The following is a 20697-nucleotide window of genomic DNA, read 5'->3' on the forward strand; positions in this document are numbered from 1 at the left end:
GTGGCTTAACATATCGTTACATTTTAGTCACCGCACGCTTGTATGTTTGGATTAATTGGTCATCTGACGAATCTGGAGCACGCCCAAGCCGTTGCCCACCAGTTAGGCTATCCCGAATACGCCGATCAAGGCTTGGAATTTTGGTGTATGGCACCGCCGCAGATCGTCGATGAGATTACGGTGACAAGCGTCACGGGCAAAACTATCTATGGCAAATACGTCGAGTCCTGCTTCTTACCGGAAATGCTGGCCAACCAGCGGGTGAAGGCGGCGACTCGCAAAATCATTAACGCCATGGCCCATGCCCAAAAGCATGATATTGACATTACGGCGCTGGGGGGCTTCTCCTCGATCATCTTTGAGAACTTTGATCTGGAGAAAATGTCCCACGTTCGCAATATCGAGCTAGACTTTCGCCGCTTTACCACGGGGAATACCCACACCGCCTATATCATCTGCCAACAAATTGAGCAGGCGGCGCCCCAAGTGGGGATTGATTTGCGTCAGGCAACTGTGGCTGTCTGTGGGGCTACTGGGGATATTGGCAGTGCTGTCTGCCGTTGGTTGAATACCTGCTTGGATGTGCAGGATCTCTTACTGGTGGCACGAAATCGCGATCGCCTGCTAGATCTACAGGCGGAATTGGGACGGGGGAAAATTCTAGACTTAATGGATGCCCTGCCCCTTGCCGATATTGTGGTTTGGGTGGCCAGTATGCCCAAGGGCGTCGAGCTGAGTGTTGAGCAGTTAAAACGCCCCTCGCTAATGATTGATGGCGGCTACCCGAAAAATATGGGCACCAAAATTCAGCACCCAGAGATTCATGTTCTCAATGGTGGCATTGTTGAGCATGCCCTCGATATTGACTGGAAAATTATGGAAATTGTGAATATGGATGTGCCCTCACGGCAGATGTTTGCCTGTTTTGCGGAAGCCATGCTTTTGGAGTTTGAGGGCTGGCACACCAATTTCTCTTGGGGGCGCAATCAAATCACGGTGGAAAAGATGCAGCAAATTGGTGAGGTCTCCCGTAAACACGGATTTCAGCCCCTACTGTTGAACCCTCAGTAAAACCAAAAGGAACCCAATCGCCTATGGCAAACGAACGTCGCACGCTTCTGTTGGAGTTTGAAAAGCCCCTTGTGGAGCTAGAAGCCCAAATTCAGCAGGTGCGGGATAAGTCCTCGGAGTTTGGCGTTGATGTCTCGGAGCAAATCCGTGAATTGGAAGAGCGCGCCAAGCAACTGCGCTATGAAATTTTCAGTAAGCTGACGCCGGGGCAAACCCTGCAGGTGGCTCGTCATCCGCGCCGTCCCAGCACGCTGGATTACATCCAAGCCATTAGCGAAGAGTGGATTGAACTCCATGGCGATCGCCGAGGCAGCGATGATCCAGCGATTGTCGGTGGTATTGGTCGCCTCAATGGTCAACCCGTCGTGATGCTGGGGCAGCAAAAGGGTCGCGACACCAAGGATAATGTGGCTCGCAATTTTGGTATGGCCTCACCGGGGGGCTATCGCAAAGCCCTGCGTCTGATGGAGCACGCGAACCGTTTTCAGATGCCCATCCTCACCTTTATTGATACACCAGCGGCTTGGGCTGGGGTAGAGGCGGAGAAGTTTGGCCAAGGGGAAGCGATTGCCTACAATCTGCGGGAGATGTTTCGCTTTGAGGTGCCGATCATCTGTACCGTGATTGGTGAAGGTGGCTCAGGGGGAGCCTTGGCCATTGGTGTCGGCGATCGCCTGCTGATGTTTGAGCACGCCGTCTATAGTGTGGCGCCCCCAGAAGCCTGTGCGGCGATTCTCTGGCGCGATGCCCAAAAAGCGCCCCAAGCGGCGGAAGCCCTGAAAATCACCGCCCGCGATCTGCTGAAGCTGGGGATTATTGATGAAATTGTGCCCGAGCCTGTCGGCGCTGCCCATAGCAACCCTGTAGAAGCGGCGGAAAATCTCAAGGCGGCTCTCCTGCGAAATTTGGCGGCAGTGCAAGCCCTCAGCAGTAGTGAACGGCGGGAGTTGCGCTATCAGAAGTTTCGGCGCATGGGCGTCTTTAGTGAAGCGATATGACCCAACAAGTCTTAATCACGGGCGCCAGTAGTGGCATTGGGGCCGCCACGGCCATTGCCTTTGCCCAAGCGGGGTTTAATGTCGTGCTGTTGGGGCGATCGCCCGCCAAACTTGCTGCCGTTCATGCCCAAGTGGTGGCCTGTGGGGTTGAAGCCCATACCTTTAGCGTGGACTTTAGCGATCCTGAACCCCTGCGATCGCGCCTTGATGAGATTCTCGCTCGTGTTGGCGATGTCCATGTACTGGTGAATAATGCGGGGATGGCTAGGACTGCGCCCCTGATTGATCAACCCTTGGCGGACTGGCAGCAAATTCTTAACGTCAACCTCACCAGTGCCCTCATTTGCTCGCAAGCGGTACTGCCGCAACTGCGATCCCGCCAGTGCGGTACGATAGTAAATGTTGTTTCAATTGCTGGACGCCAAGTTTTTCCCGACTGGGGCGCCTACTGTGTCTCGAAGTTTGCCCTCATGGCCTTGACCAAAACGATGGCGGCTGAAGAACGCGCCCACGGTATCCGCGTGATTGCCATCTGTCCCGGCGCCGTTGATACCCCCATTTGGGAAGACGTAGCAGGAAACTTTGACCGCACGGGGATGTTAACCCCTGAACACGTTGCTAACACGATTTTGTACACGACTCAATTGCCGCAAACGGCTTTTGTGGAAGAGCTAGTGGTGATGCCCCTTGGCGGAACCCTCTAGGCTCCCTTTGTCCTTCACTTGTCACTCTTTCTATGACAACGTTCAATATGCCCGATTCGATCATCAACGGTAAAGCGACCACTCCGGCAATTCTGCCCGATCGCAACACCCACCAAGGCAAAGAAGCGATTCCCCACCCACCCCCCCCTGAGGTTGCCAAAGAAGAAATGATGGCCGCAGTGCGCACAATTCTACTCAATGTGGGTGAGGATCCCGATCGCGAGGGGTTACTGAAAACCCCCAAGCGGGTTGCTGAAGCGATGCAATTTCTCACCAGTGGCTATAGTCAATCCCTTGAAACCCTTGTCAACGGCGCGATTTTTGATGAAGGCCACGATGAAATGGTCTTAGTGCGCGACATTAACTTCTTTAGCCTCTGTGAGCATCACATGTTGCCTTTCATTGGCAAAGCCCATGTGGCCTATATCCCCAATCAGCGGGTGATCGGCCTCAGCAAATTGGCACGAATTGTCGAAATGTATGCACGGCGGCTGCAAGTGCAGGAGCGCCTGACCCGTCAAGTGGCCGAAGCCATTGAAACCGTTCTCGATCCGAAGGGGGTGGCTGTGGTCATGGAAGCCAGCCATATGTGCATGGTGATGCGCGGTGTCCAAAAACCCGGCTCTTGGACGGTGACCAGTTCGATGCTGGGGGTTTTCCGTGAAGATCAAAAGACCCGTGAGGAGTTTCTGAATCTGATTCGTCATCAGCCGAATTTCTAGGACGTATCCTTGGGGGGCGATCGCTAGCCCCCGCAGTGGTTTTCAGAAACTTAGGTTAGGATGAGAAATAGCGGAATCCTCCTGAGATCATGGGGCAAACACTCTCCTTTTCCAGTCATCGCCAACGCTGGCAAACGCAGCCAAAATTCCTCAAGGTGGGGGTTGCCTATCTGCTGTGGTGCTTGAGCTTTGGGGGTTTCTGTGGCCTGCAACGCTTCTATGTCGGCCAGCCGATGATTGGCTTTTTGTACCTGATCACCTTTGGCTTTTGTGGCATTGGCCAATTCATTGATCTCTTTTTAATTCCGGGGATGGTAGATCACCGCAATACCTACCTGCGGGGGCGCTATCTGACCGCATGGGAACAAGCCGACCTCAACCCCACGACGCCCATGCACCGCTTACTGCAAGTGGCTAAGGAACACGGTGGCGTCCTTTCTGCCGCCCAAGCCGCACTTTATACCCATTTTGATGCCCAAACCGTTGAGGAACTGCTCTTTGAAGCCCAACGCCTCGGCTACGCCACAGTATTTAACGATCCAGAAACGGGCGCAGTGCGCTATCGCTTTGATGTCTAGTTCATGCCACGGTTAGACCAGTTTCAACCCATTGGGGCGATCGCCACCACTGCCCAAGGGCTGGCTCAACTGCAACGCCTTGTTGACACGGGGATTCCCCTGAACATCTGGGTACCCAGCCATTTAGCATCCACTCACCCTAGGGTACAAACCTACGATCGCCCCCTTGCAGCCCATTTGCAGGAACACTGGTGCCACTATCGCGCTTGGGTCTTTGCCCTAGCCTGCGGTGCGGTGGTGCGGTTAATCGCGCCCCTGTTGACCCACAAAAGACAGGATCCGGCGGTCTGCGTTCTGTCTGAGGATGGTCAATGGATCGTGAGTTTGCTAGGTAGTCATGGGGCTGGGGGCGATCGCCTGTGTCAAATGCTCAGCGCCGCCATTGGCGCGACACCCATTCTCACGGGAGCAAGTCATGCCCAAGGCTACTTTGCTGTGGATACCTGGGGAACGGCCTTGGGGTGGCAACGAGGCAGCGGCGACTGGAACGCGATCGCCCGCCAACAAGCTCAAGGAAAACCGCTGCAAGTGTATCAAACCTGCGGTAGCTCTTTGTGGCGCACGGCTCTTAGTTCAGATCACCCCCTTGAGTTTGTCAGCACCCCACCCCTAGAAAATGCGGTTTGGATTACCGAAAAAGCGTTGCCCGCCTCTTTGACCTCAGGTGTGGCTTGGCATCCACGGGTACTGTGGCTCGGCATTGGCTGTGAACGGGGAACATCCGCAGCCCTGATCCAGCAGGCCATTGATCATACCCTTGCCCAAGCCGGGTTAAGCCCGCTGGCGATCGCCGGCCTTGCCAGTATTGATCGCAAAGCCGATGAAGTGGGGTTATGTCAGGTGGCTGCGGCGCACCATTGGCCAAGCCGCTGGTTTTCCGCTCAAGAATTGGCGCCTGTTAGCGTACCCACCCCCTCAACCATTGTCGCCGCAGAAATGGGAACGCCCAGTGTGGCTGAAGCCGCAGCAGTATTAGCCAGTGAGGGGGGGCGTTTAATTGTTCCTAAGCAGATTTACCGCCAAGGGGGTGAACCCGGTGCGGTGACGATCGCCATTGCCCAGTCTGAACGGGAATTCATTCCCCGCCAAGGTGCCTTGAGCCTGATTGGCACTGGTCCGGGAGCCTTGGATCAACTCACCCTCGCAGCCCGTTCTGCCCTTTTGGCCGCCGATATTCTCGTGGGCTATGGGCTTTACCTAGAATTGCTGGCCCCCCTGCGGCGACCAGGACAGATGGTTGCTGCCTATGCCATTACCCAAGAGCGACAACGCGCCAAAGATGCCATCGATCTAGCCCAGTGGGGACTCAATGTCGCCGTGGTCTCTTCTGGGGACTGTGGCATCTATGGCATGGCGGGTCTGGTGCTAGAGCTATTGGCAGAAGCGGGTATCAGCGATTTACCCGTAGAGGTGTTGCCGGGGGTGAGTGCCGTGAATGCTGCCGCTGCCCGCCTAGGGGCACCCCTGATGCATGACTTTTGTACCATTAGCCTCAGCGATCGCCTGACCCCTTGGCCAGTGATTGAGAAGCGCTTACGGGCGGCGGCTGAAGCCGATTTTGTGACCGCCCTTTATAATCCGCGTTCGCGCGATCGCCAGCAGCAATTGGTGGACGCCAAAGCCATTTTCTTAAAATATCGTTCACCGCAAACACCCGTGGCGATCGTCCGTGCCGCCTATCGCCCTGAGGAGCAGATCACCCTCACCACCCTTGGCGCCTTGAAACCGGAAACGGTGGATATGTTCAGCTTGGTGCTGATCGGCAATGCCAGTACCCACCGCTTCCATGATTGGCTGATTACCCCTCGTGGCTATCTAGGAAAGGCATCCTAGAGCAAGCCGGCCTGACCCAGCAGACTAAAGCAAGCCCAGTTGACAATACTGAGGGCGATCGAGCCAAAAAAGGCGCTCCAAAAGCCATTGCGTAGTCTAAAGCCATCGACAAGGGCTGCTGCAAGGGCAAAAATGGCGGCATTGATAATCAGCGCAACCAAACCAAACGTCAGAAAAATAAAGGGGAATGCAAAGAATTTCAGGATAGCCCCCAACGTGGCATTCAAAAAGCCGAAGACAATCGCCGACCACAGCGCGGTTGTGAATTTATCAATTTCCACACCCAAAAATGAGAGGCGCGACACAATAAACAAACTAATACTGGTCACAATCCAAGTAATGAGTAAACCCCACATACGCAGCTCCTCACCAGTTAAACAACAATCAAAAAGAAGGGCAGTACGGGTATCCCAAAAGTCACGCTAAGCCAGTAGCTGATCAGACTGAGGAGAAGGCTCAGGAGCAGTGAGAGACACAATGACCACAGCAAATGGGAGCCAAACTCCTGCAACCCTTGCCAAAAGGAATCAAAGGACACGTCTAGGACATGGCCATTGGCAGACACCAGTACAGGGGCTTGAGACATCGCACCATCCTCTAGCAGCGTTGCCTTTATTTTAGGCCAGAGATGGGAAGGTCACGTTTTGAGACGCAAATTTTTGTAAATCATGTGTATTCAGAATCTGGGGCGATAATGGAGATAGAGCGCGATGCACTGAGGTGGGCATGGGACAAGGTTGGCAAGTGGGGCGTGTCTTTGGCATTCCCCTCTACATTGATCGGTCGTGGTTTCTGGTGATTCTGCTGTTTACCTTTCTCAATGGCAGTGACTGGCAAGCCACCTACCCGCAGTGGGGAGCACTGGCATGGGGAATGGGATTTGTCGTTTCCCTGCTGTTGTTTGCCTCAGTCTTGCTCCATGAATTGGGACACAGCTTGGTGGCACGTTCCCAAGGGATTACGGTGCGCTCGATTACCCTCTTTCTCTTTGGCGGCATGGCGGCCATTGAACGGGAATCCAATACCCCCGGTCAAGCTTTTCAGGTGGCGATCGCGGGGCCTTTGGTGAGTTTTGCCCTTTTTGCCCTGTTGCAAGGGGCAGCCGTGGTACTGCCGGGGGATCATCCCCTCCATGAACTGTTGCTCTATCTGGCCAATATTAACTTTGTCTTGGGGGTTTTTAACCTTCTGCCGGGACTTCCCCTCGATGGGGGTCAAGTGCTCAAGGCAGCCGTTTGGAAATTGACAGGCAATCGCTTTCAGGGGATGCGTTGGGCGGCGCGATCGGGGCAGGTGTTGGGCTGGTTAGCTATTAGTTTTGGGCTATTGCTGACACTCCTTGGCAGTGGTAATGGTCTGTGGTTGGGACTGTTGGGTTGGTTTGCCCTGCAAAATGCGATACTCTACCACCGTCTCAGCCAGCTCCAAGAAACGCTGCTCACTCTAACGGCTGCCGAGGCCATGACACGGGATTTTCGCGTCATTGAGGGCACGCTCTCTCTGCGGGAGTTTGCCGATTGCTATCTCCTCCTAGCTGATCGCCAGCCCACAGCCTACTTTGTCGCCACCGATGGTCGCTACCGCGGCTATTTGGATCCCCAAGCCTTGAACCATGTGGAGCGCAGCCGCTGGGAAGTGACGCCAGTCGAAGAGTTAGCCGTCCCCCTGCGGGCGATCGCCACCGTCAAAGAATCAGACTCTCTCGCCAAGACGGTTTGCACCCTAGAGGAGCAGCAACAGCGCTTTGTTACGGTTTTAACCCCTGCCGATGCCGTGGCGGGCGTCATTGATCGCGGCGATGTCCTACTGGCTCTAGCCAAACGGTTGCACTGGCAACTGGGGAAACAGGACATTCAACGCCTCAAGCAAGAAAGGCACTATCCCCCTGAACTGCAATTATTGGAACTGGCAAAAACAGCGCTGCAATTTCAGGGGAGCGATCGCGGCACACCCCTCGTCTCTGAAGTTCGCTAGGTATCGTTTTTAATGGGTAATAATGGCTACTGCAACCGCGATCGCTCGAGCAATCATCAACTTTCGGGATTTAGAGACCAAATTAGGTCTCGTTAAATCCACCAACCCTAACTTTTTTCCTGAGTGGCAATCGGAAACAGCACAGCTCAGCGATAGGGAAATAGAGGCATTAAACCGCTTATCCCAACGGTATTTACTCTACTTAGAAGAAAGTGAAGTGAGCGAGGGAACGCTAAACATTATCTTGCTATCCCCCTTACTAGACGCATTAGGCCTGTGTGACCCCCCCTATCGCATTCGCGGTGAAACATGGGTAGAAATCCAAACGGAAGTTGATAGTGAGGAGGGCAAAGTCAGCCTAGAGGGACGGATAGATGCGCTGACGATTCGGGACAACTTCTGGCTAGTCGTGATTGAAGGTAAACGGAGTGGCTTTAGTGTCTTACGGGCTGTGCCCCAAGCCCTTGCCTATATGTCTGCCTGTCCCGACCGCAATCTCCCTATTTTTGGCTTGGTGACGAATGGCTATGACTATCTTTTTGTGAAACTCATTGGCAATGAATTTGCGCTATCTCATAACTTTACTTTGCTTTCCGATAGCGATCGCAATCTCATCCGCGTCGCCCAGATACTCAAGCATTTAGTCCAGTACATCCCTGTTGCAAAGGACTTTAAGACACCAAAACCTTCAGATCAGATTAACTAACGCGCCCTGGAGGACTCGAACCCCCGACATCCGGTTTTGGAGACCGACGTTCTACCAACTGAACTAAGGACGCAAGGCTGTTTACAGAGGGCGATCGAACCGTGCTTTGATGCGCGAGGCCTTACCCACGAGGTTGCGCAGGTAGTAGAGTTTGGCACGGCGGACTTTACCCCGCTGGATTACTTTTATACTATCAATTCGTGGCGAATGTAGCAAAAAGACGCGCTCAACGCCCACTCCTTGGAAGACACGGCGCACGGTAATGGTGCGGTTAATGCCCGTGTTGCGCATGGCAATCACATCCCCTTCGTAGGGTTGGACGCGCTCTTTACCGCCTTCTTGAATTTTGACTCCGACCCGAACGCGATCGCCCACATGAATCACGGGCAAGTCAGTCTTCATTTGCTCCGCTTCAATCGAGCGAATAATCTCTTGGGCGTTCATGACAGTTCCTTAACTCGCAATCTCTTAGCATACCCTAAGCATTTAGACTTGTCTAGGCTAGTTTTTCATTTCTTGCCTTGCACATCGCCAAGGGTGTATCCCAAGCTCAGCAGCATCCGCCGCAGTAGGGGCAAGCTCAAGCCAATGACATTACTAGGAGTCCCGACAATTTTCTCGACAAAGGCACCACCTTGGCCATCGAGGGCAAAACAACCAGCACAGGCAAGGGGTTCACCAGAAGCGACGTAGGCAGCGATTTCGGCATCGCTAATATCGGCAAAAACAACTTGGGTGGACTCGACCTCAACACAGGTGCGCCCCTGTGCCAAGTCAATCAAGGCATGGCCTGTCAGCAATTCTCCCGTTTGACTGCGCATTTGTTGCCAGCGGGCGATCGCCACCTCTGGCGAGGCTGGTTTACCATAAATTTCTCCCCCTAGAACCAGCACAGAATCACAGCCCAAAATGAGGGCGGGGGGTGGGTAGGTTTGAGCCACTGTTTCTGCCTTACACCGTGCCAGTAATCGCACCAGTTCCGTGGGAGTAGTTGCCTGAATCACGGATTCATCAAAGTGACTGGGTTGAATAATGGGATCAATGCCAACCTGTCGCAGCAGTTGGCGGCGCGCCGGCGAGGCAGAGGCAAGAACAAAGGGCACCATAGGACTGCTTGCTAAGTAACCGATTCTTATGATCTCACATTGAAATTGTTAAACCTGCATGAGGTGTCCCATTGAGGGTTTATTATCTAGGTGTTGCGTCTGGAGCCAAACCAATGACCAGTGCGGCCTACACCTACACTCCCCCCGGCGGCCTCCCCCAAGATGCCTCGTTACCCGATCACTTTTTGGCCTACAAAACCCTCCAGTCGCTGCCGGAAATTTGGCCTCTCCTAGCGCAACGCCATGGGGAGGTGGTTGCTGTTGATGCGCCCTACGAAGAGCCGGCCACTCGCATTACCTACAGTGAACTCTATCAACGCATTCAACGCTTTGCTGCTGGCCTACAAACGCTGGGTGTCGCTGCCGGCGATCGCGTGGCCTTATTTGCTGACAATAGTCCCCGCTGGCTGATTGCCGATCAAGGCAGTATGATGGCCGGTGCCATTAATGTGGTGCGCAGTGGTACCGCAGAGGCCCAAGAACTTCTCTACATTCTCCGTGATAGTGGTTCAACCCTGCTGCTGATTGAAAACTTGGCCACCTTGCGCAAACTTCAAGAGGGTTTAGCAGAGACAGGGGTGGAAACTGTTGTGCTCTTAAGTGCAGAATCCCCAGAACTTGAGCATTTTCCCCTGCGGCTCTTGAATTTTGGTCAAGTCTTTACGGAAGGACAATATGGCACAGTGCGGGCAGTCGCCATTACCCCCGATGACTTGGCAACGCTGATGTACACCTCCGGTACCACAGGTCAACCCAAGGGCGTGATGGTCACCCATGGGGGGCTACTGAGTCAAATTGTCAATCTCTGGGCAATTGTGCAACCGCAGGTGGGCGATCGCATTCTCAGTATCTTGCCCATTTGGCATGCCTACGAACGGGTGGCCGAGTACTTTCTCTTTGCCTGTGGTTGTAGCCAAACCTACACCAACCTCCGCCACTTCAAGAATGACTTAAAACGGTGTAAGCCCCACTACCTGATTGCCGTGCCCCGCATCTGGGAAAGCTTTTATGAAGGCGTGCAAAAGCAACTGCGCGATGCCCCGGCCATGAAACGGCGCCTTGCCCAGTTTTTCCTCAGTGTTGGCCAGCAATATGTCCTGCAACGGCGACTGCTCACCGGCCTCAGCCTGACCAACCCCCATCCCAGCGGTTGGCAAAAATTGGTTGCCCGTCTGCAAACCTTTTTCCTCAAGCCTCTCTACGAACTGGGGGAGAAGCGTGTCTATCGCAAAATTCGTGAAGCCACGGGCGGTGAAATTAAACAGGTGATTAGTGGTGGCGGTGCCCTTGCCCCCCATTTGGACACATTCTATGAAGTCATCAACCTAGAAGTACTAGTGGGCTATGGCCTCACAGAAACGGCTGTGGTACTGACCGCTCGCCGCTCTTGGGCAAATCTACGCGGCTCCGCCGGCCGTCCCATTCCCGATACCGCGATTAAAATTGTGGATCCCGAAACTAAAGCCCCCGTTGAGTTTGGCCAAAAAGGACTGGTGATGGCCAAAGGGCCACAAGTGATGCGCGGCTACTACAACAAACCGGAGGCCACTGCCAAGGTGCTGGATGGTGAGGGCTGGTTTGACACGGGCGACTTGGGCTACCTCACCCCCAATGGCGATTTGGTGCTGACGGGGCGGCAGAAGGACACGATTGTTCTCAGCAACGGCGAAAATATTGAACCGCAGCCCATTGAGGATGCCTGTATCCGCAGCGCCTACATTGACCAGATTATGCTGGTGGGTCAAGATCAAAAAGCCTTGGGTGCCTTGATTGTGCCTAATTTGGAAGCGCTGGAGCAGTGGGTGGCTGCCAAGGGGTACCGGCTAGAGTTGCCGAACCGACCGGCACCAGCAGGCACGGGTGAACTGGTGACGCTGGAGAGCAAAGTGATTATTGATCTCTACCGCCAAGAACTGCTGCGGGAAGTGCAAAATCGCCCCGGCTATCGCCCAGATGATCGCATTGCCACATTTCGCTTTGTCCTCGAACCCTTTACGATAGAGAATGGTCTTTTGACCCAAACCCTAAAAATTCGTCGTCATGTCGTGAGCGATCGCTACCGCGATATGATTAACGCCATGTTTGAGTAATCTCCATGACAGACTCTATGGATACTAAACTGCTCCTGCGGCGCCAGATTATGGTGAAAGCAATCGTCACTCCCGAGTGGAAAGACGATGCCCAAAGGCAGCTTCAGACACAACTAAATCAAGTGGATAGCCAAATTCAGCAGTTGGATTTTCAATTGCAGCAGGTGATTGAGGAACTGCGCAAAAGCACTGAAGCGCCAGACGTAATCAATGCCCGCATTCAAGAGGTTCAAGGGCAAGCCAACAACCAAAAGGCGCAACTGTTGCAGCAAAAAAATCTGATTCTTCAACAATTGGATCAGGTGCAACGCCTCCAAATGGGGCAGGAAGTGGATCAAGGTCAAGTGGATAATTTCTTCTATGTCACTAAAGGAGACAACTTGATCCAAAAAATGCAGGTGGAGATTCTCCTGCGCAATGGCGTCATCGAAGAAATTCGCGGCACACTCTAACTTTTACCTTTCATTTTTAGTGAATTTGACTCCCTCTCGATTGCCAACCAAGGATAGCAGCCTCTATGATTCGTGAACTGTTCATGCCCGCCCTCAGCTCCACCATGACCGAAGGGAAAATTGTCTCTTGGGTGAAATCTCCCGGCGATAAGGTGGCCAAAGGGGAAACCGTGCTGATTGTGGAATCCGACAAGGCCGATATGGATGTGGAGTCCTTCTACGACGGCTATTTGGCGGTGATTACCGTGCCTGCTGGCGAAGTGGCACCCGTCGGTTCCACCATTGGCCTTGTGGCAGAAACAGAAGCAGAAATTGCGGAAGCAGAGGCAAAGGCCAAGTCCCTTGGGGCGGTGACCAGTTCTACGACGAGTTCTGCGGCAACGGCCTCGACTCCCGCTGCGGCCACAAGTAATGGCTCCGCAACGGCTCCTGTGGCAGTGGCTTCTCCCACCAGTGCTGTCGCTGCAACTACTGGGCGAGTGATTGCTTCCCCCCGTGCCCGCAAATTGGCCAAGGAACACAAAATTGATTTGCAGACGCTCAAGGGAACGGGCCCCAATGGTCGGATTACCGCGGCTGATGTGGAAGCCTTGATTGGTGCGCCTGCAACTCCCGTTACACCAGTAGCGACACCCCCTGTCCCCACAGCCGCCGCTGCGACTGCCCCGGTCGTCGCCAAAGAGGATCTGGTGCCCCTGACAACGCTACAAAATGCCGTTGTGCGAAATATGGTGGCCAGCCTTGGCATTCCCGACTTCCATGTGGCCTACACGATTACAACGGATGCGTTGGATCGGCTGTACCAGCAAATCAAGTCAAAAGGGGTGACAATGACGGCGCTCCTTGCCAAGGCGATCGCCCTGACGCTGCAAAAACACCCGATCATGAATGCCTATTACACAGAGCAAGGGATTCAATATCGCCGCGACATTAACATTGCTGTGGCTGTGGCGATGCCGGGGGGTGGGCTGATTACACCAGTGTTGAAGAACGCTGATCAAATTGACATCTACAGCCTCTCGCGCACTTGGAAAGACTTGGTGGAGCGGGCGCGCGCCAAGCAACTGCAACCTGAGGAGTACAGCACAGGTACCTTTAGTCTCTCCAATTTAGGCATGTTCGGGGTTGACTTCTTCGACGCCATTCTCACCCCCGGTCAAGGAGCCATTATGGCGGTGGGGGCGTCGCGTCCAACGGTGGTTGCCACCGAGGATGGCCTGCTGGGGGTAAAACGGCAGATGAAGGTGAATATCACCTGTGATCACCGTGTGATCTATGGTGCCGATGCTGCCGCTTTCCTTCAGGATTTGGCGAAACTGATTGAAACCAATCCCCAAGCCCTGACGCTCTAAACTGTGACTGCCCTGCTGGAAATCAGGGATCTCCATTTTGGCTATGGGGCAACCCCCTCACTACTCCAAGGGATTGATCTCACGGTGCAGGGGAGCGATCGCCTAGGCATCATGGGGGACAATGGTTCTGGCAAAACCACACTCCTGCTGCTCTGTGCGGCTGTTCTTGCGCCACAGCGGGGAACGATCACCTGCTTGGGACAGTCAGTGGTGGCTGGACAGTTTCAACCGGCGGTGGGGGTCGTGCTGCAACATCCAGCGGATCAGTTAATTGGGGCTACCGTGGCCGAGGATGTCGCCTTTGGCCCTGAAAACTTGGGCTGTCCGACCGCAGAAGTGCAGCAGCGAGTTGACCAAGCCTTGGCCAAGACAGGAACCAGTCACTTGGCCAATCGCATGCCCCATCAACTGTCGGGAGGCGAACAACGCATGGTGGCGATCGCGGGCATTTTAGCCATGCAGCCCCAGTTGATTCTCTATGATGAACCCACGGCCTTTTTGGATCAGCGAAGTTGTGGCACGTTGATCGAGTTTTTGCAGGCGGATACCACCCCCGGTCTCATCGTCAGTCATGACCCTGCATTTTTACGCAGAGTCTGTACTCAGATTTTTCTCCTAGAGTCAGGACATCTCCGTCCACTGGCGTTGTAACCTATGCTGCATCGTCGCGTTTGGCTGTTATTTTTTCTCTTCTGTTGGAGTTTGTGTTGGACGATTTGGCCAGTACAGGCACAAAACTCAACGCTGATTCGCGGCGTCTGGCTGACAACCAATGATTTACCGATCCTGCGCGATCGCCCGCGGTTAGAGGCAACCCTCAATGATTTACAGCGCCTGAACTTCAACACCCTCTACCCCGTTGTCTGGAACTCTGGCTATGTCAGTTTCCCCAGTGCCACGGCTAGGAATCTGGGCATTCAGCCCTTTGTCCTGCGGGGAATCCAAGACTACGACATTCTCGGAGAACTCACCCAGCAGGCGCACTGCCGTAATCTCTTGGTCATTCCTTGGTTTGAATTTGGCTTCATGGTGCCAGAAACCTCAGAACTCGCCCTTGGCCATCCAGACTGGCTTACCCAAGGGGTCAATGGTCAAACCACTCGCTTAACGGCGGCCGGGGAAGTGGCGTGGCTCAATCCCTTTCATCCGCAGGTACAAGCCTTTCTCACTAGTATTGTCCTTGAGGTGCTGCGGCAGTATCCAGTGGATGGTGTACAGTTTGATGACCACCTCAGCCTGCCCGTGGAGTTTGGCTACGATACCTATACCCGTGCCCTCTATCAGCAGGAAACCCAAAAGCCCGTTCCCGATAATCCCCGTGATCCAGACTGGATGCGCTGGCGTGCCGACAAACTCACCGCCTTTGTGCAAACGTTGCGGCAGCAGGTCAAACAAGAATTTCCCAATGCCATTTTTTCCGTCTCACCGACCACATTGCCCACCGCCTACCAGACATTTCTCCAAGATTGGCCGCAGTGGGTCGCCCTCGGACTCCTCGATGAAGTGATTGTACAAGTCTATCGCTACAATCTTGCCAGCTTTGTACAGCAGTTGACTCAGCCGGAGATGCTCCACGCCCAAGCCAAAATTCCCACCGCCGTTGGTGTCCTTACAGGGCTACGTACCAACCCTGTGCCCATCGAACTGGTGGATGCTAAGGTAGAAGCCGCGCTGCGATCAGGGTTAGGGGTGTCCTTTTTCTCCTTTGAGACGTTATGGGGGCGTGGTCCTGAACCGCGCGATCGCCGCCAAAATACACTTCGCTTCCATTTTCGCCAGCCCCTGCCAAGGCGATTGTTTGCTCAAGCCTGTCCAACTCCCTAGAGCTTACTGCCGCACTCTGGACAAAAGCGATGGGTCGAAATTGTCTTTGCCCCACAGTTGGCGCAGTAGATCAATTCGGCAGCCTTTTCCAGCACCTTCCGTTCCGGCAGCCCCAGCATTTGGGAGTTGGCCTTGCCGGGGGCCACCATCGGGTAGCAATTTTCATCGCGGGTGACATGGGCATCCAGTAGCACGGGGCCATCGTAGGCCAAAACCTCTTGGACAATTGCATCCAAATCGTGGCGATCGCTCACCCGCAACCCCTTAACCCCGTAGGCCTCCGCCAATTTCACAAAATCGGGCATCCCCTTGGCCATATTGGAATGGGAATAACGCTCCTCGTAAAAGGCTTGCTGCCACTGGCGCACCATTCCCTGCCAAAAATTGTTAATAATCACCGTCTTGACAGCAATACCGTACTGAGCCAATGTGGCCAACTCTTGGGAATTCATTTGAAAACTGGCATCGCCACTAATACAGATCACCTGTTGATCGGGTAGTGCCACCTTCACCCCCATTGCTGCGGGCATGCCAAAGCCCATCGTGCCCAAGCCAGCACTGGAGATCCAACGCCGAGGGCCATTTTTCAGGAATTGCGCTGCCCACATCTGGTGCTGACCCACATCAGTCGTGTAGTAGGCATCAGGCGCATGGCGGCCAAAGGCAACAATCACCTCTTGGGGTGAGAGTTCACCACTGGGCTGCGGCACGACAAGGGGATAGTCCTCTTTCCAGACCTTGATGCGCTCGAGCCACGCTTGGGTCTTGGGTTCAACGGCTTCACCACTGTCTTCAATGTGCTTGAGGAGTTGCTGGAGCACGGGTTTAACGCTGCCAACAATCGGCACATCAGGCACGCGGTTTTTGCCCACCTCGGCAGGATCAATGTCAATGTGAATCACCTTAGCGCGGGAGGCAAACTCATCCAGCTTACCGGTCACGCGATCGTCAAACCGCGCCCCCACGGCAATCAATAGATCACACTCACTGACGGCAAAGTTGGCATAGGCGGTGCCATGCATCCCCAACATACCCACGGAGAGGGGATGGGACTCAGAAAACGCCCCCTTGCCCATCAGGGTTGTTGTCACCGGAATCTGGAATAGCTCGGCTAACCTGAGCACCTCCTCGTGAGCACCCGCTGTAATTGCACCGCCGCCCACATAGAGCAAGGGTCGCTTGGCCTCACGAATCAGTTGAACCGCTTGGGCAATTTGGCGGACATTGCCGCGAATCGTGGGACGATAGCCCCTTAGCTTGACTTGCCCCGGCTCGATCGGTTCATACTCACAGACTTCTAGGCCGACATCCTTGGGAATATCCACAAGCACAGGCCCTGGCCGACCGGTGGTGGCAATGTAAATGGCTTCAGCAACAATCCGTGCCATGTCCTTGGCTTCGCGCACGACGTAGGAGTGCTTGACAATCGGCAGCGTAATGCCAAAGATATCCGTTTCCTGAAAGGCATCGGTACCAATGGCGGAGCGAGGCACCTGACCGGTAATTACCAGCAGCGGAATGGAATCCATGTGGGCTGTGGCAATGCCTGTCACTAAGTTCGTCGCCCCCGGCCCTGAAGTACCAAAACACACCCCCACTTGACCTGTGGCACGAGCGTAGCCGTCAGCGGCATGGGCTGCCCCCTGTTCGTGGCGTACCAGAATGTGCTGAATGATTCCCTTTGACTCAGCACGGTACAGTTCATCATAAATCGGTAAGATTGCGCCACCAGGATAGCCAAAAATATGCTTAACGCCGTGACGGCATAGGGTATCAATAAGAATGTATGCTCCAGTTGCTTGCACAGGCCAACCTCGTCAGGCAGTGGTGGTAGATGTTTCTAAATTCTAATTTTTCAATTAGGGTCTCGGCAAGAGCGCAAAGGCTTGAAAGCATTGAATTCTTGGCCTTAAACTCCTCAATGCTTAACATATCTTTGCAATTAGTAGCTGCCTCTCCTTGCTGAAAGAACGCTGTTGATTTAGTTAGGTAAAATGCGCATTAAGGTTTGGCCATACTCAATTGGTTCAGCATTTTGCACCAAAATTTCCACCACTTGGCCATTAACTTCGGCTTCAATTTCATTCATCAGCTTCATGGCTTCAATGATGCAAACCACTTGGCCTTTTTTGACTGTATCGCCCACTTCGACAAAAGGGGGTTCATCGGGAGCAGGGGCACGATAAAAGGTACCTACCATTGGCGCCACAATATCCACGGTTTTACGGTTGGCGGGAGGTGGCGTTGGTTCCGGATCGGGGGTAACGGCTGGAGGGGGCACAGGGGTGGGCGTGACGGTTGATGCAGGAGCTGGAGCCACAACCACGGGGGCGCTGCCACTGATCTGCTCACGCTTGCGGAGTTGAAGTTCCAGTTCGCCACTCTTAAGGTTGAGTTCGGTGACGCTGGTTTGGTCAAACATTAGTAGCAGTTCGCGTACTTGGTTGAGGTCAAGCTCCACACCCATTACTCCTATTCGCGGCCAAGATACGTATCTGAGCGAGTATCAATGCGAATCCGCTCGCCTACGGAGATAAATAACGGTACCATGACTTGGGCACCGGTTTCGACAATGGCGGGTTTCGATCCACCAGTGGCAGTATCCCCTTTAACCCCCGGATCGGTTTGCACCACTTCTAAAACAACGGAGTTGGGTAGCTCCACCTCAAGGACTTGCTCACCCCATTTGACAATATTGACTTCCATGCCTTCTTTGAGATACTTGGCGCGATCGCCCATTTGTGCGGGCGTGAGGCGAGCCTCTTCATAGCTTTCCATGTCCATAAAGACATAGTCTTCGCCATCTTTGTAGGTATGCTGCATGGTGCGTTTTTCAAGGGTGGCTTGGGGAACGGTCTCGCCGGCGCGGAAGGTGCGCTCAATCACGTTGCCCGTTTGCACATTCTTCAATTTTGTGCGCACAAAGGCTGAGCCTTTACCGGGTTTGACGTGCAAAAATTCGACGACTCGCCAGACGGCACCATCCAGCTCAATACTTACACCGGGGCGAAAATCATTACTGGAAATCATGTCCTACCGTGCAGTTCACCAAGCTATTATTGTATCCTTGAGCGTTGCCCTTCCTAAACATTGTTCAGCAGATTTCCCTAGAGTCAGATCCATTGCCATCCCTTGCAATTCCCAAAGGGCGATCGCCCATGGGGATGATAAACTGAAGCTGTTAATCTCATTCATGATCCAAGGACACTAACAATGGCTGCAACCCTTGAACTCAGTCAAGAAAACGTCGAAAAAGTCCTTGATGAGCTCCGTCCTTACCTGATGGCCGATGGCGGTAATGTGGAATTGGTGGAAATCGAAGGGCCGGTGGTACGGCTGCGCTTACAGGGTGCCTGTGGTGCTTGTCCCAGTTCGACGATGACACTGCGCATGGGTATTGAGCGCAAGTTAAAAGAAGCGATTCCAGAGATTGCTGAAGTCCAACAGGTGCTTTAATCTCGCTGGCTGCTGGGGAGAGATAGAACGTGGCGATCGCGATCCAGTTAACGCCAGATCAGATTGATCGTCTCGATTTATCTCCCCTGCAACAAGTCCTTGCTCCTCTGATTGCAGAGCGGCGGCTTTTAGAGCATCACCAAGCGCTGCGTTTTCTTATTGATTATCCTCGGCCAGCGGATGAACCTGATCTAGAGCTTTCGGAATTGCCAGCTGTGCGCCTGTGGTTCATTCGTGCTGATGTCTGCTACCCATGGTTGCCCTATTTACTGGATTGGTCAGCAGGTGAGTTGGTGCGCTATGGGGCAATGCTGGTGCCCCACGAATTTCATCCGCAGCAGGGCATTATCTTTAACCCCCAAGCCCTTGATATCTTTGTGATGGCCAAGGTCTTTACCCTTTGGCAATGGCTTCAGGGACAGGGCTATCCTGCTGCTGAAAAAATTAAAGGCATGGCAGCGATGTTTGGCTATGAGCTAGATACGGCTCTTTTTGACCTCCTTGAGTTTTGAAGGCTCCCTAGCGCTATGGCGGTCATCGCACTGGGGATTGATTTTGGTACCTCGGGAGCGCGGGCGATCGCCATCGATCCTGAAGGCAAGATTCTCGCCACTGCCCGTCGTCCGTTGCACCAGCCCGATCGCCCCCAAGAATGGGCGGCAACTCTGCGGGCGTTGATTTTAGATATTCCAAGCGCTATCCGTCAGCAAATTCAGCGGATTGCTATTGATGCCACCTCTAGCACCGTTTTCCTCTGTGATGCTCAGGGGCAGCCCTGCTCACCCGTTCTCCTCTACAACGACGATCGCGCCCAAGATCAGGTTCAAACGCTGCGGCAGATTTTAACCACGGATCACCTAGTCCTGAGTGCCACCAGTAGTCTCGTTAAGCTGTTGTGGCTCCAGACCCACTACCCCACGGTCAACGCTGTTTTGGTACACCAAGCGGATTGGCTGGCCTTTTTGCTCCATGGTCAACTGGGCATTTCCGACTGGCACAATGCCCTGAAGTTGGGCTATGACCCGGCAAAGGAAGCTTACCCCGACTGGTTCAGCCACCCCACGCTTGCGTCCTTGCAGCCCCTGCTCCCTAAGGTCATTCCCCCCGGTACAGTTCTGGGAAAGGTCACAGCCACCGATTTAGGCTTGTCTTTAGAGTGTGAGGTGTGTGCCGGTACCACCGATAGCATTGCCGCCTTTTTAGCGAGTGGTGCCTCGGAGGTGGGTGAGGCGGTGACATCTTTGGGGTCAACCCTTGTGCTCAAGCTCTTGAGTGCCTCTAGGGTAGAGGATTTGGCAGCAGGTATCTACAGTCATCGCTTGGGCGATCGCAGCTCGCGCGCCGTAGGCGATCGCTGGCTTGTGGGGGGTGCCTCCAACTGTGGCGCCGCAATTTTAGCCCAGTTTTTTACCCCAGCGGAACTAGAGCGCCTCAGCGCCCAAATAGATGTCAATCAACCCACGGGGTTGGACTACTATCCTCTGCTCAAGCGGGGTGAGCGCTTTCCCATCAACGATCCGCATCTTGAACCGCGCCTAGAACCCCGACCCGACGACCCTCGCCTCTTTTTGCAGGGACTTCTCGAAAGTCTCAGCCGCATTGAAGCCCAAGGCTATCAACAATTACAACGTCTGGGTGCCTCGCCCTTGAAACGGGTCTGGACGGCTGGGGGCGGTGCCCGTAATCCCGCATGGTTAGCCCTCCGCCAGCAATACCTAGGGGTTCCCGTGGCCGTTTCACCTCAAACAGAGGCCGCCTATGGAACAGCTCGTCTCGCTCAATCATAAAGTTATGTTTGTTTTTTGATAAATTACAACCCTTTTCTTAATTA

Annotated in this window: 23 protein-coding genes and 1 tRNA gene; 16 read left to right on the forward strand and 8 right to left on the reverse strand. The window is 53.9% G+C overall.

What is annotated here, in order from left to right; all coding sequences use genetic code 11:
• The first annotated feature begins 42 nt into the window (after positions 1-42).
• From RHH81_RS02920 to cobJ, 6 genes are all read left to right on the forward strand, one after another.
• On the forward strand, positions 43-1071 hold the full coding sequence (locus RHH81_RS02920) for a long-chain acyl-[acyl-carrier-protein] reductase (RefSeq protein ID WP_310743359.1): 1029 nt from the start codon (positions 43-45) through the stop codon (positions 1069-1071).
• A 23-nt stretch (positions 1072-1094) separates the two neighbouring features.
• Entirely contained in the window at positions 1095-2069 is a 975-nt protein-coding gene (locus RHH81_RS02925) for an acetyl-CoA carboxylase carboxyltransferase subunit alpha (RefSeq protein WP_206201000.1), read from the forward strand.
• On the forward strand, positions 2066-2773 hold the full coding sequence (locus tag RHH81_RS02930; protein WP_206201001.1) for an SDR family oxidoreductase: 708 nt from the start codon (positions 2066-2068) through the stop codon (positions 2771-2773). Before RHH81_RS02925 ends, RHH81_RS02930 begins: the two co-directional genes overlap by 4 nt.
• A gap of 47 nt (positions 2774-2820) precedes the next feature.
• On the forward strand, positions 2821-3495 hold the full coding sequence (gene folE / locus RHH81_RS02935; protein ID WP_225901689.1) for a GTP cyclohydrolase I FolE: 675 nt from the start codon (positions 2821-2823) through the stop codon (positions 3493-3495).
• Positions 3496-3584: 89 nt separating this feature from the next.
• Positions 3585-4073 (forward strand): TM2 domain-containing protein, encoded by a 489-nt coding sequence (locus RHH81_RS02940; protein ID WP_225901636.1) that lies wholly within the window; start codon positions 3585-3587, stop codon positions 4071-4073.
• A gap of 3 nt (positions 4074-4076) precedes the next feature.
• Positions 4077-5906, forward strand: a complete 1830-nt coding sequence (cobJ, locus tag RHH81_RS02945) for a precorrin-3B C(17)-methyltransferase (RefSeq protein ID WP_206201003.1) — start codon at positions 4077-4079, stop codon at positions 5904-5906.
• On the opposite strand, the gene RHH81_RS02950 is transcribed toward cobJ, so the two are convergent.
• Both RHH81_RS02950 and RHH81_RS02955 read right to left on the reverse strand, forming a co-directional pair.
• Positions 5903-6262 carry a phage holin family protein gene (locus RHH81_RS02950; protein WP_206201004.1) on the reverse strand — a complete coding sequence of 120 codons (360 nt, stop codon included), beginning with the start codon at positions 6260-6262 and terminating at the stop codon, positions 5903-5905. The genes cobJ and RHH81_RS02950 overlap by 4 nt on opposite strands.
• A 17-nt stretch (positions 6263-6279) precedes the next feature.
• Positions 6280-6492: a hypothetical protein gene (locus RHH81_RS02955; protein WP_206201005.1), complete on the reverse strand. Its 213-nt coding sequence runs from the start codon at positions 6490-6492 to the stop codon at positions 6280-6282.
• A 140-nt stretch (positions 6493-6632) separates the two neighbouring features.
• On the opposite strand from RHH81_RS02955, the gene RHH81_RS02960 reads away from it, so the two are divergent.
• Positions 6633-7880 (forward strand): site-2 protease family protein, encoded by a 1248-nt coding sequence (locus RHH81_RS02960; protein WP_310743360.1) that lies wholly within the window; start codon positions 6633-6635, stop codon positions 7878-7880.
• Positions 7881-7902: 22 nt separating this feature from the next.
• The gene (locus tag RHH81_RS02965; protein WP_206201007.1) at positions 7903-8586 is read left to right on the forward strand and encodes a type I restriction endonuclease subunit R; all 684 of its coding nucleotides are present in this window, start codon (positions 7903-7905) and stop codon (positions 8584-8586) included.
• On the opposite strand, the gene RHH81_RS02970 is transcribed toward RHH81_RS02965, so the two are convergent.
• The 3 genes from RHH81_RS02970 to RHH81_RS02980 all read right to left on the reverse strand — a co-directional run bounded on the left by RHH81_RS02970 (position 8587) and on the right by RHH81_RS02980 (position 9692).
• Positions 8587-8659, reverse strand: a tRNA-Trp gene (locus tag RHH81_RS02970). It abuts the gene before it with no gap.
• A gap of 8 nt (positions 8660-8667) precedes the next feature.
• Positions 8668-9030 (reverse strand): 50S ribosomal protein L19, encoded by a 363-nt coding sequence (gene rplS, locus RHH81_RS02975; protein WP_149820398.1) that lies wholly within the window; start codon positions 9028-9030, stop codon positions 8668-8670.
• A 65-nt stretch (positions 9031-9095) separates the two neighbouring features.
• Positions 9096-9692 (reverse strand): nucleoside triphosphate pyrophosphatase, encoded by a 597-nt coding sequence (locus RHH81_RS02980; RefSeq protein WP_206201008.1) that lies wholly within the window; start codon positions 9690-9692, stop codon positions 9096-9098.
• 113 nt (positions 9693-9805) lie between these two features.
• On the opposite strand from RHH81_RS02980, the gene RHH81_RS02985 reads away from it, so the two are divergent.
• The 5 genes from RHH81_RS02985 (at position 9806) to RHH81_RS03005 (ending at position 15410) form a co-directional block, all read left to right on the forward strand.
• Complete coding sequence (locus RHH81_RS02985; RefSeq protein WP_310744310.1) at positions 9806-11782, forward strand: long-chain fatty acid--CoA ligase; 1977 nt, start codon at positions 9806-9808, stop codon at positions 11780-11782.
• A gap of 17 nt (positions 11783-11799) precedes the next feature.
• Positions 11800-12234: a YlqD family protein gene (locus RHH81_RS02990; RefSeq protein ID WP_302677319.1), complete on the forward strand. Its 435-nt coding sequence runs from the start codon at positions 11800-11802 to the stop codon at positions 12232-12234.
• 65 nt (positions 12235-12299) lie between these two features.
• On the forward strand, positions 12300-13586 hold the full coding sequence (locus tag RHH81_RS02995; protein ID WP_310743362.1) for a dihydrolipoamide acetyltransferase family protein: 1287 nt from the start codon (positions 12300-12302) through the stop codon (positions 13584-13586).
• Between the two features lie 3 nt (positions 13587-13589).
• Positions 13590-14237, forward strand: a complete 648-nt coding sequence (locus RHH81_RS03000; protein ID WP_310743363.1) for an ABC transporter ATP-binding protein — start codon at positions 13590-13592, stop codon at positions 14235-14237.
• 3 nt (positions 14238-14240) lie between these two features.
• Positions 14241-15410, forward strand: coding sequence for a family 10 glycosylhydrolase (locus RHH81_RS03005; RefSeq protein ID WP_310743364.1), 1170 nt, complete (start codon positions 14241-14243; stop codon positions 15408-15410).
• Here RHH81_RS03005 and ilvB read toward each other — a convergent pair.
• From ilvB to efp, 3 genes are all read right to left on the reverse strand, one after another.
• Complete coding sequence (gene ilvB / locus RHH81_RS03010) at positions 15407-17215, reverse strand: biosynthetic-type acetolactate synthase large subunit (RefSeq protein WP_310743365.1); 1809 nt, start codon at positions 17213-17215, stop codon at positions 15407-15409. The two genes, RHH81_RS03005 and ilvB, sit on opposite strands and share 4 nt — an antisense overlap.
• A gap of 176 nt (positions 17216-17391) precedes the next feature.
• Positions 17392-17871 (reverse strand): acetyl-CoA carboxylase biotin carboxyl carrier protein, encoded by a 480-nt coding sequence (gene accB / locus RHH81_RS03015; RefSeq protein ID WP_206201594.1) that lies wholly within the window; start codon positions 17869-17871, stop codon positions 17392-17394.
• A gap of 11 nt (positions 17872-17882) precedes the next feature.
• The gene (gene efp / locus RHH81_RS03020; protein ID WP_149820380.1) at positions 17883-18440 is read right to left on the reverse strand and encodes an elongation factor P; all 558 of its coding nucleotides are present in this window, start codon (positions 18438-18440) and stop codon (positions 17883-17885) included.
• A gap of 183 nt (positions 18441-18623) precedes the next feature.
• Between efp and RHH81_RS03025 the strand changes: the two genes are divergently transcribed.
• Genes RHH81_RS03025 through RHH81_RS03035 form a run of 3 tightly spaced genes read left to right on the forward strand, consistent with a single transcriptional unit; the run spans position 18624 to position 20653 of the window.
• Positions 18624-18866: a NifU family protein gene (locus tag RHH81_RS03025; protein WP_206201015.1), complete on the forward strand. Its 243-nt coding sequence runs from the start codon at positions 18624-18626 to the stop codon at positions 18864-18866.
• A gap of 29 nt (positions 18867-18895) precedes the next feature.
• Positions 18896-19378 carry a CRR6 family NdhI maturation factor gene (locus RHH81_RS03030; protein WP_206201016.1) on the forward strand — a complete coding sequence of 161 codons (483 nt, stop codon included), beginning with the start codon at positions 18896-18898 and terminating at the stop codon, positions 19376-19378.
• 15 nt (positions 19379-19393) lie between these two features.
• Entirely contained in the window at positions 19394-20653 is a 1260-nt protein-coding gene (locus RHH81_RS03035; protein ID WP_310453254.1) for an FGGY-family carbohydrate kinase, read from the forward strand.
• Positions 20654-20697: the final 44 nt, after the last annotated feature.

The sequence above is a fragment of the Thermosynechococcus sp. PKX95 genome, from assembly GCF_031583295.1.
GTDB lineage: Bacteria > Cyanobacteriota > Cyanobacteriia > Thermosynechococcales > Thermosynechococcaceae > Thermosynechococcus.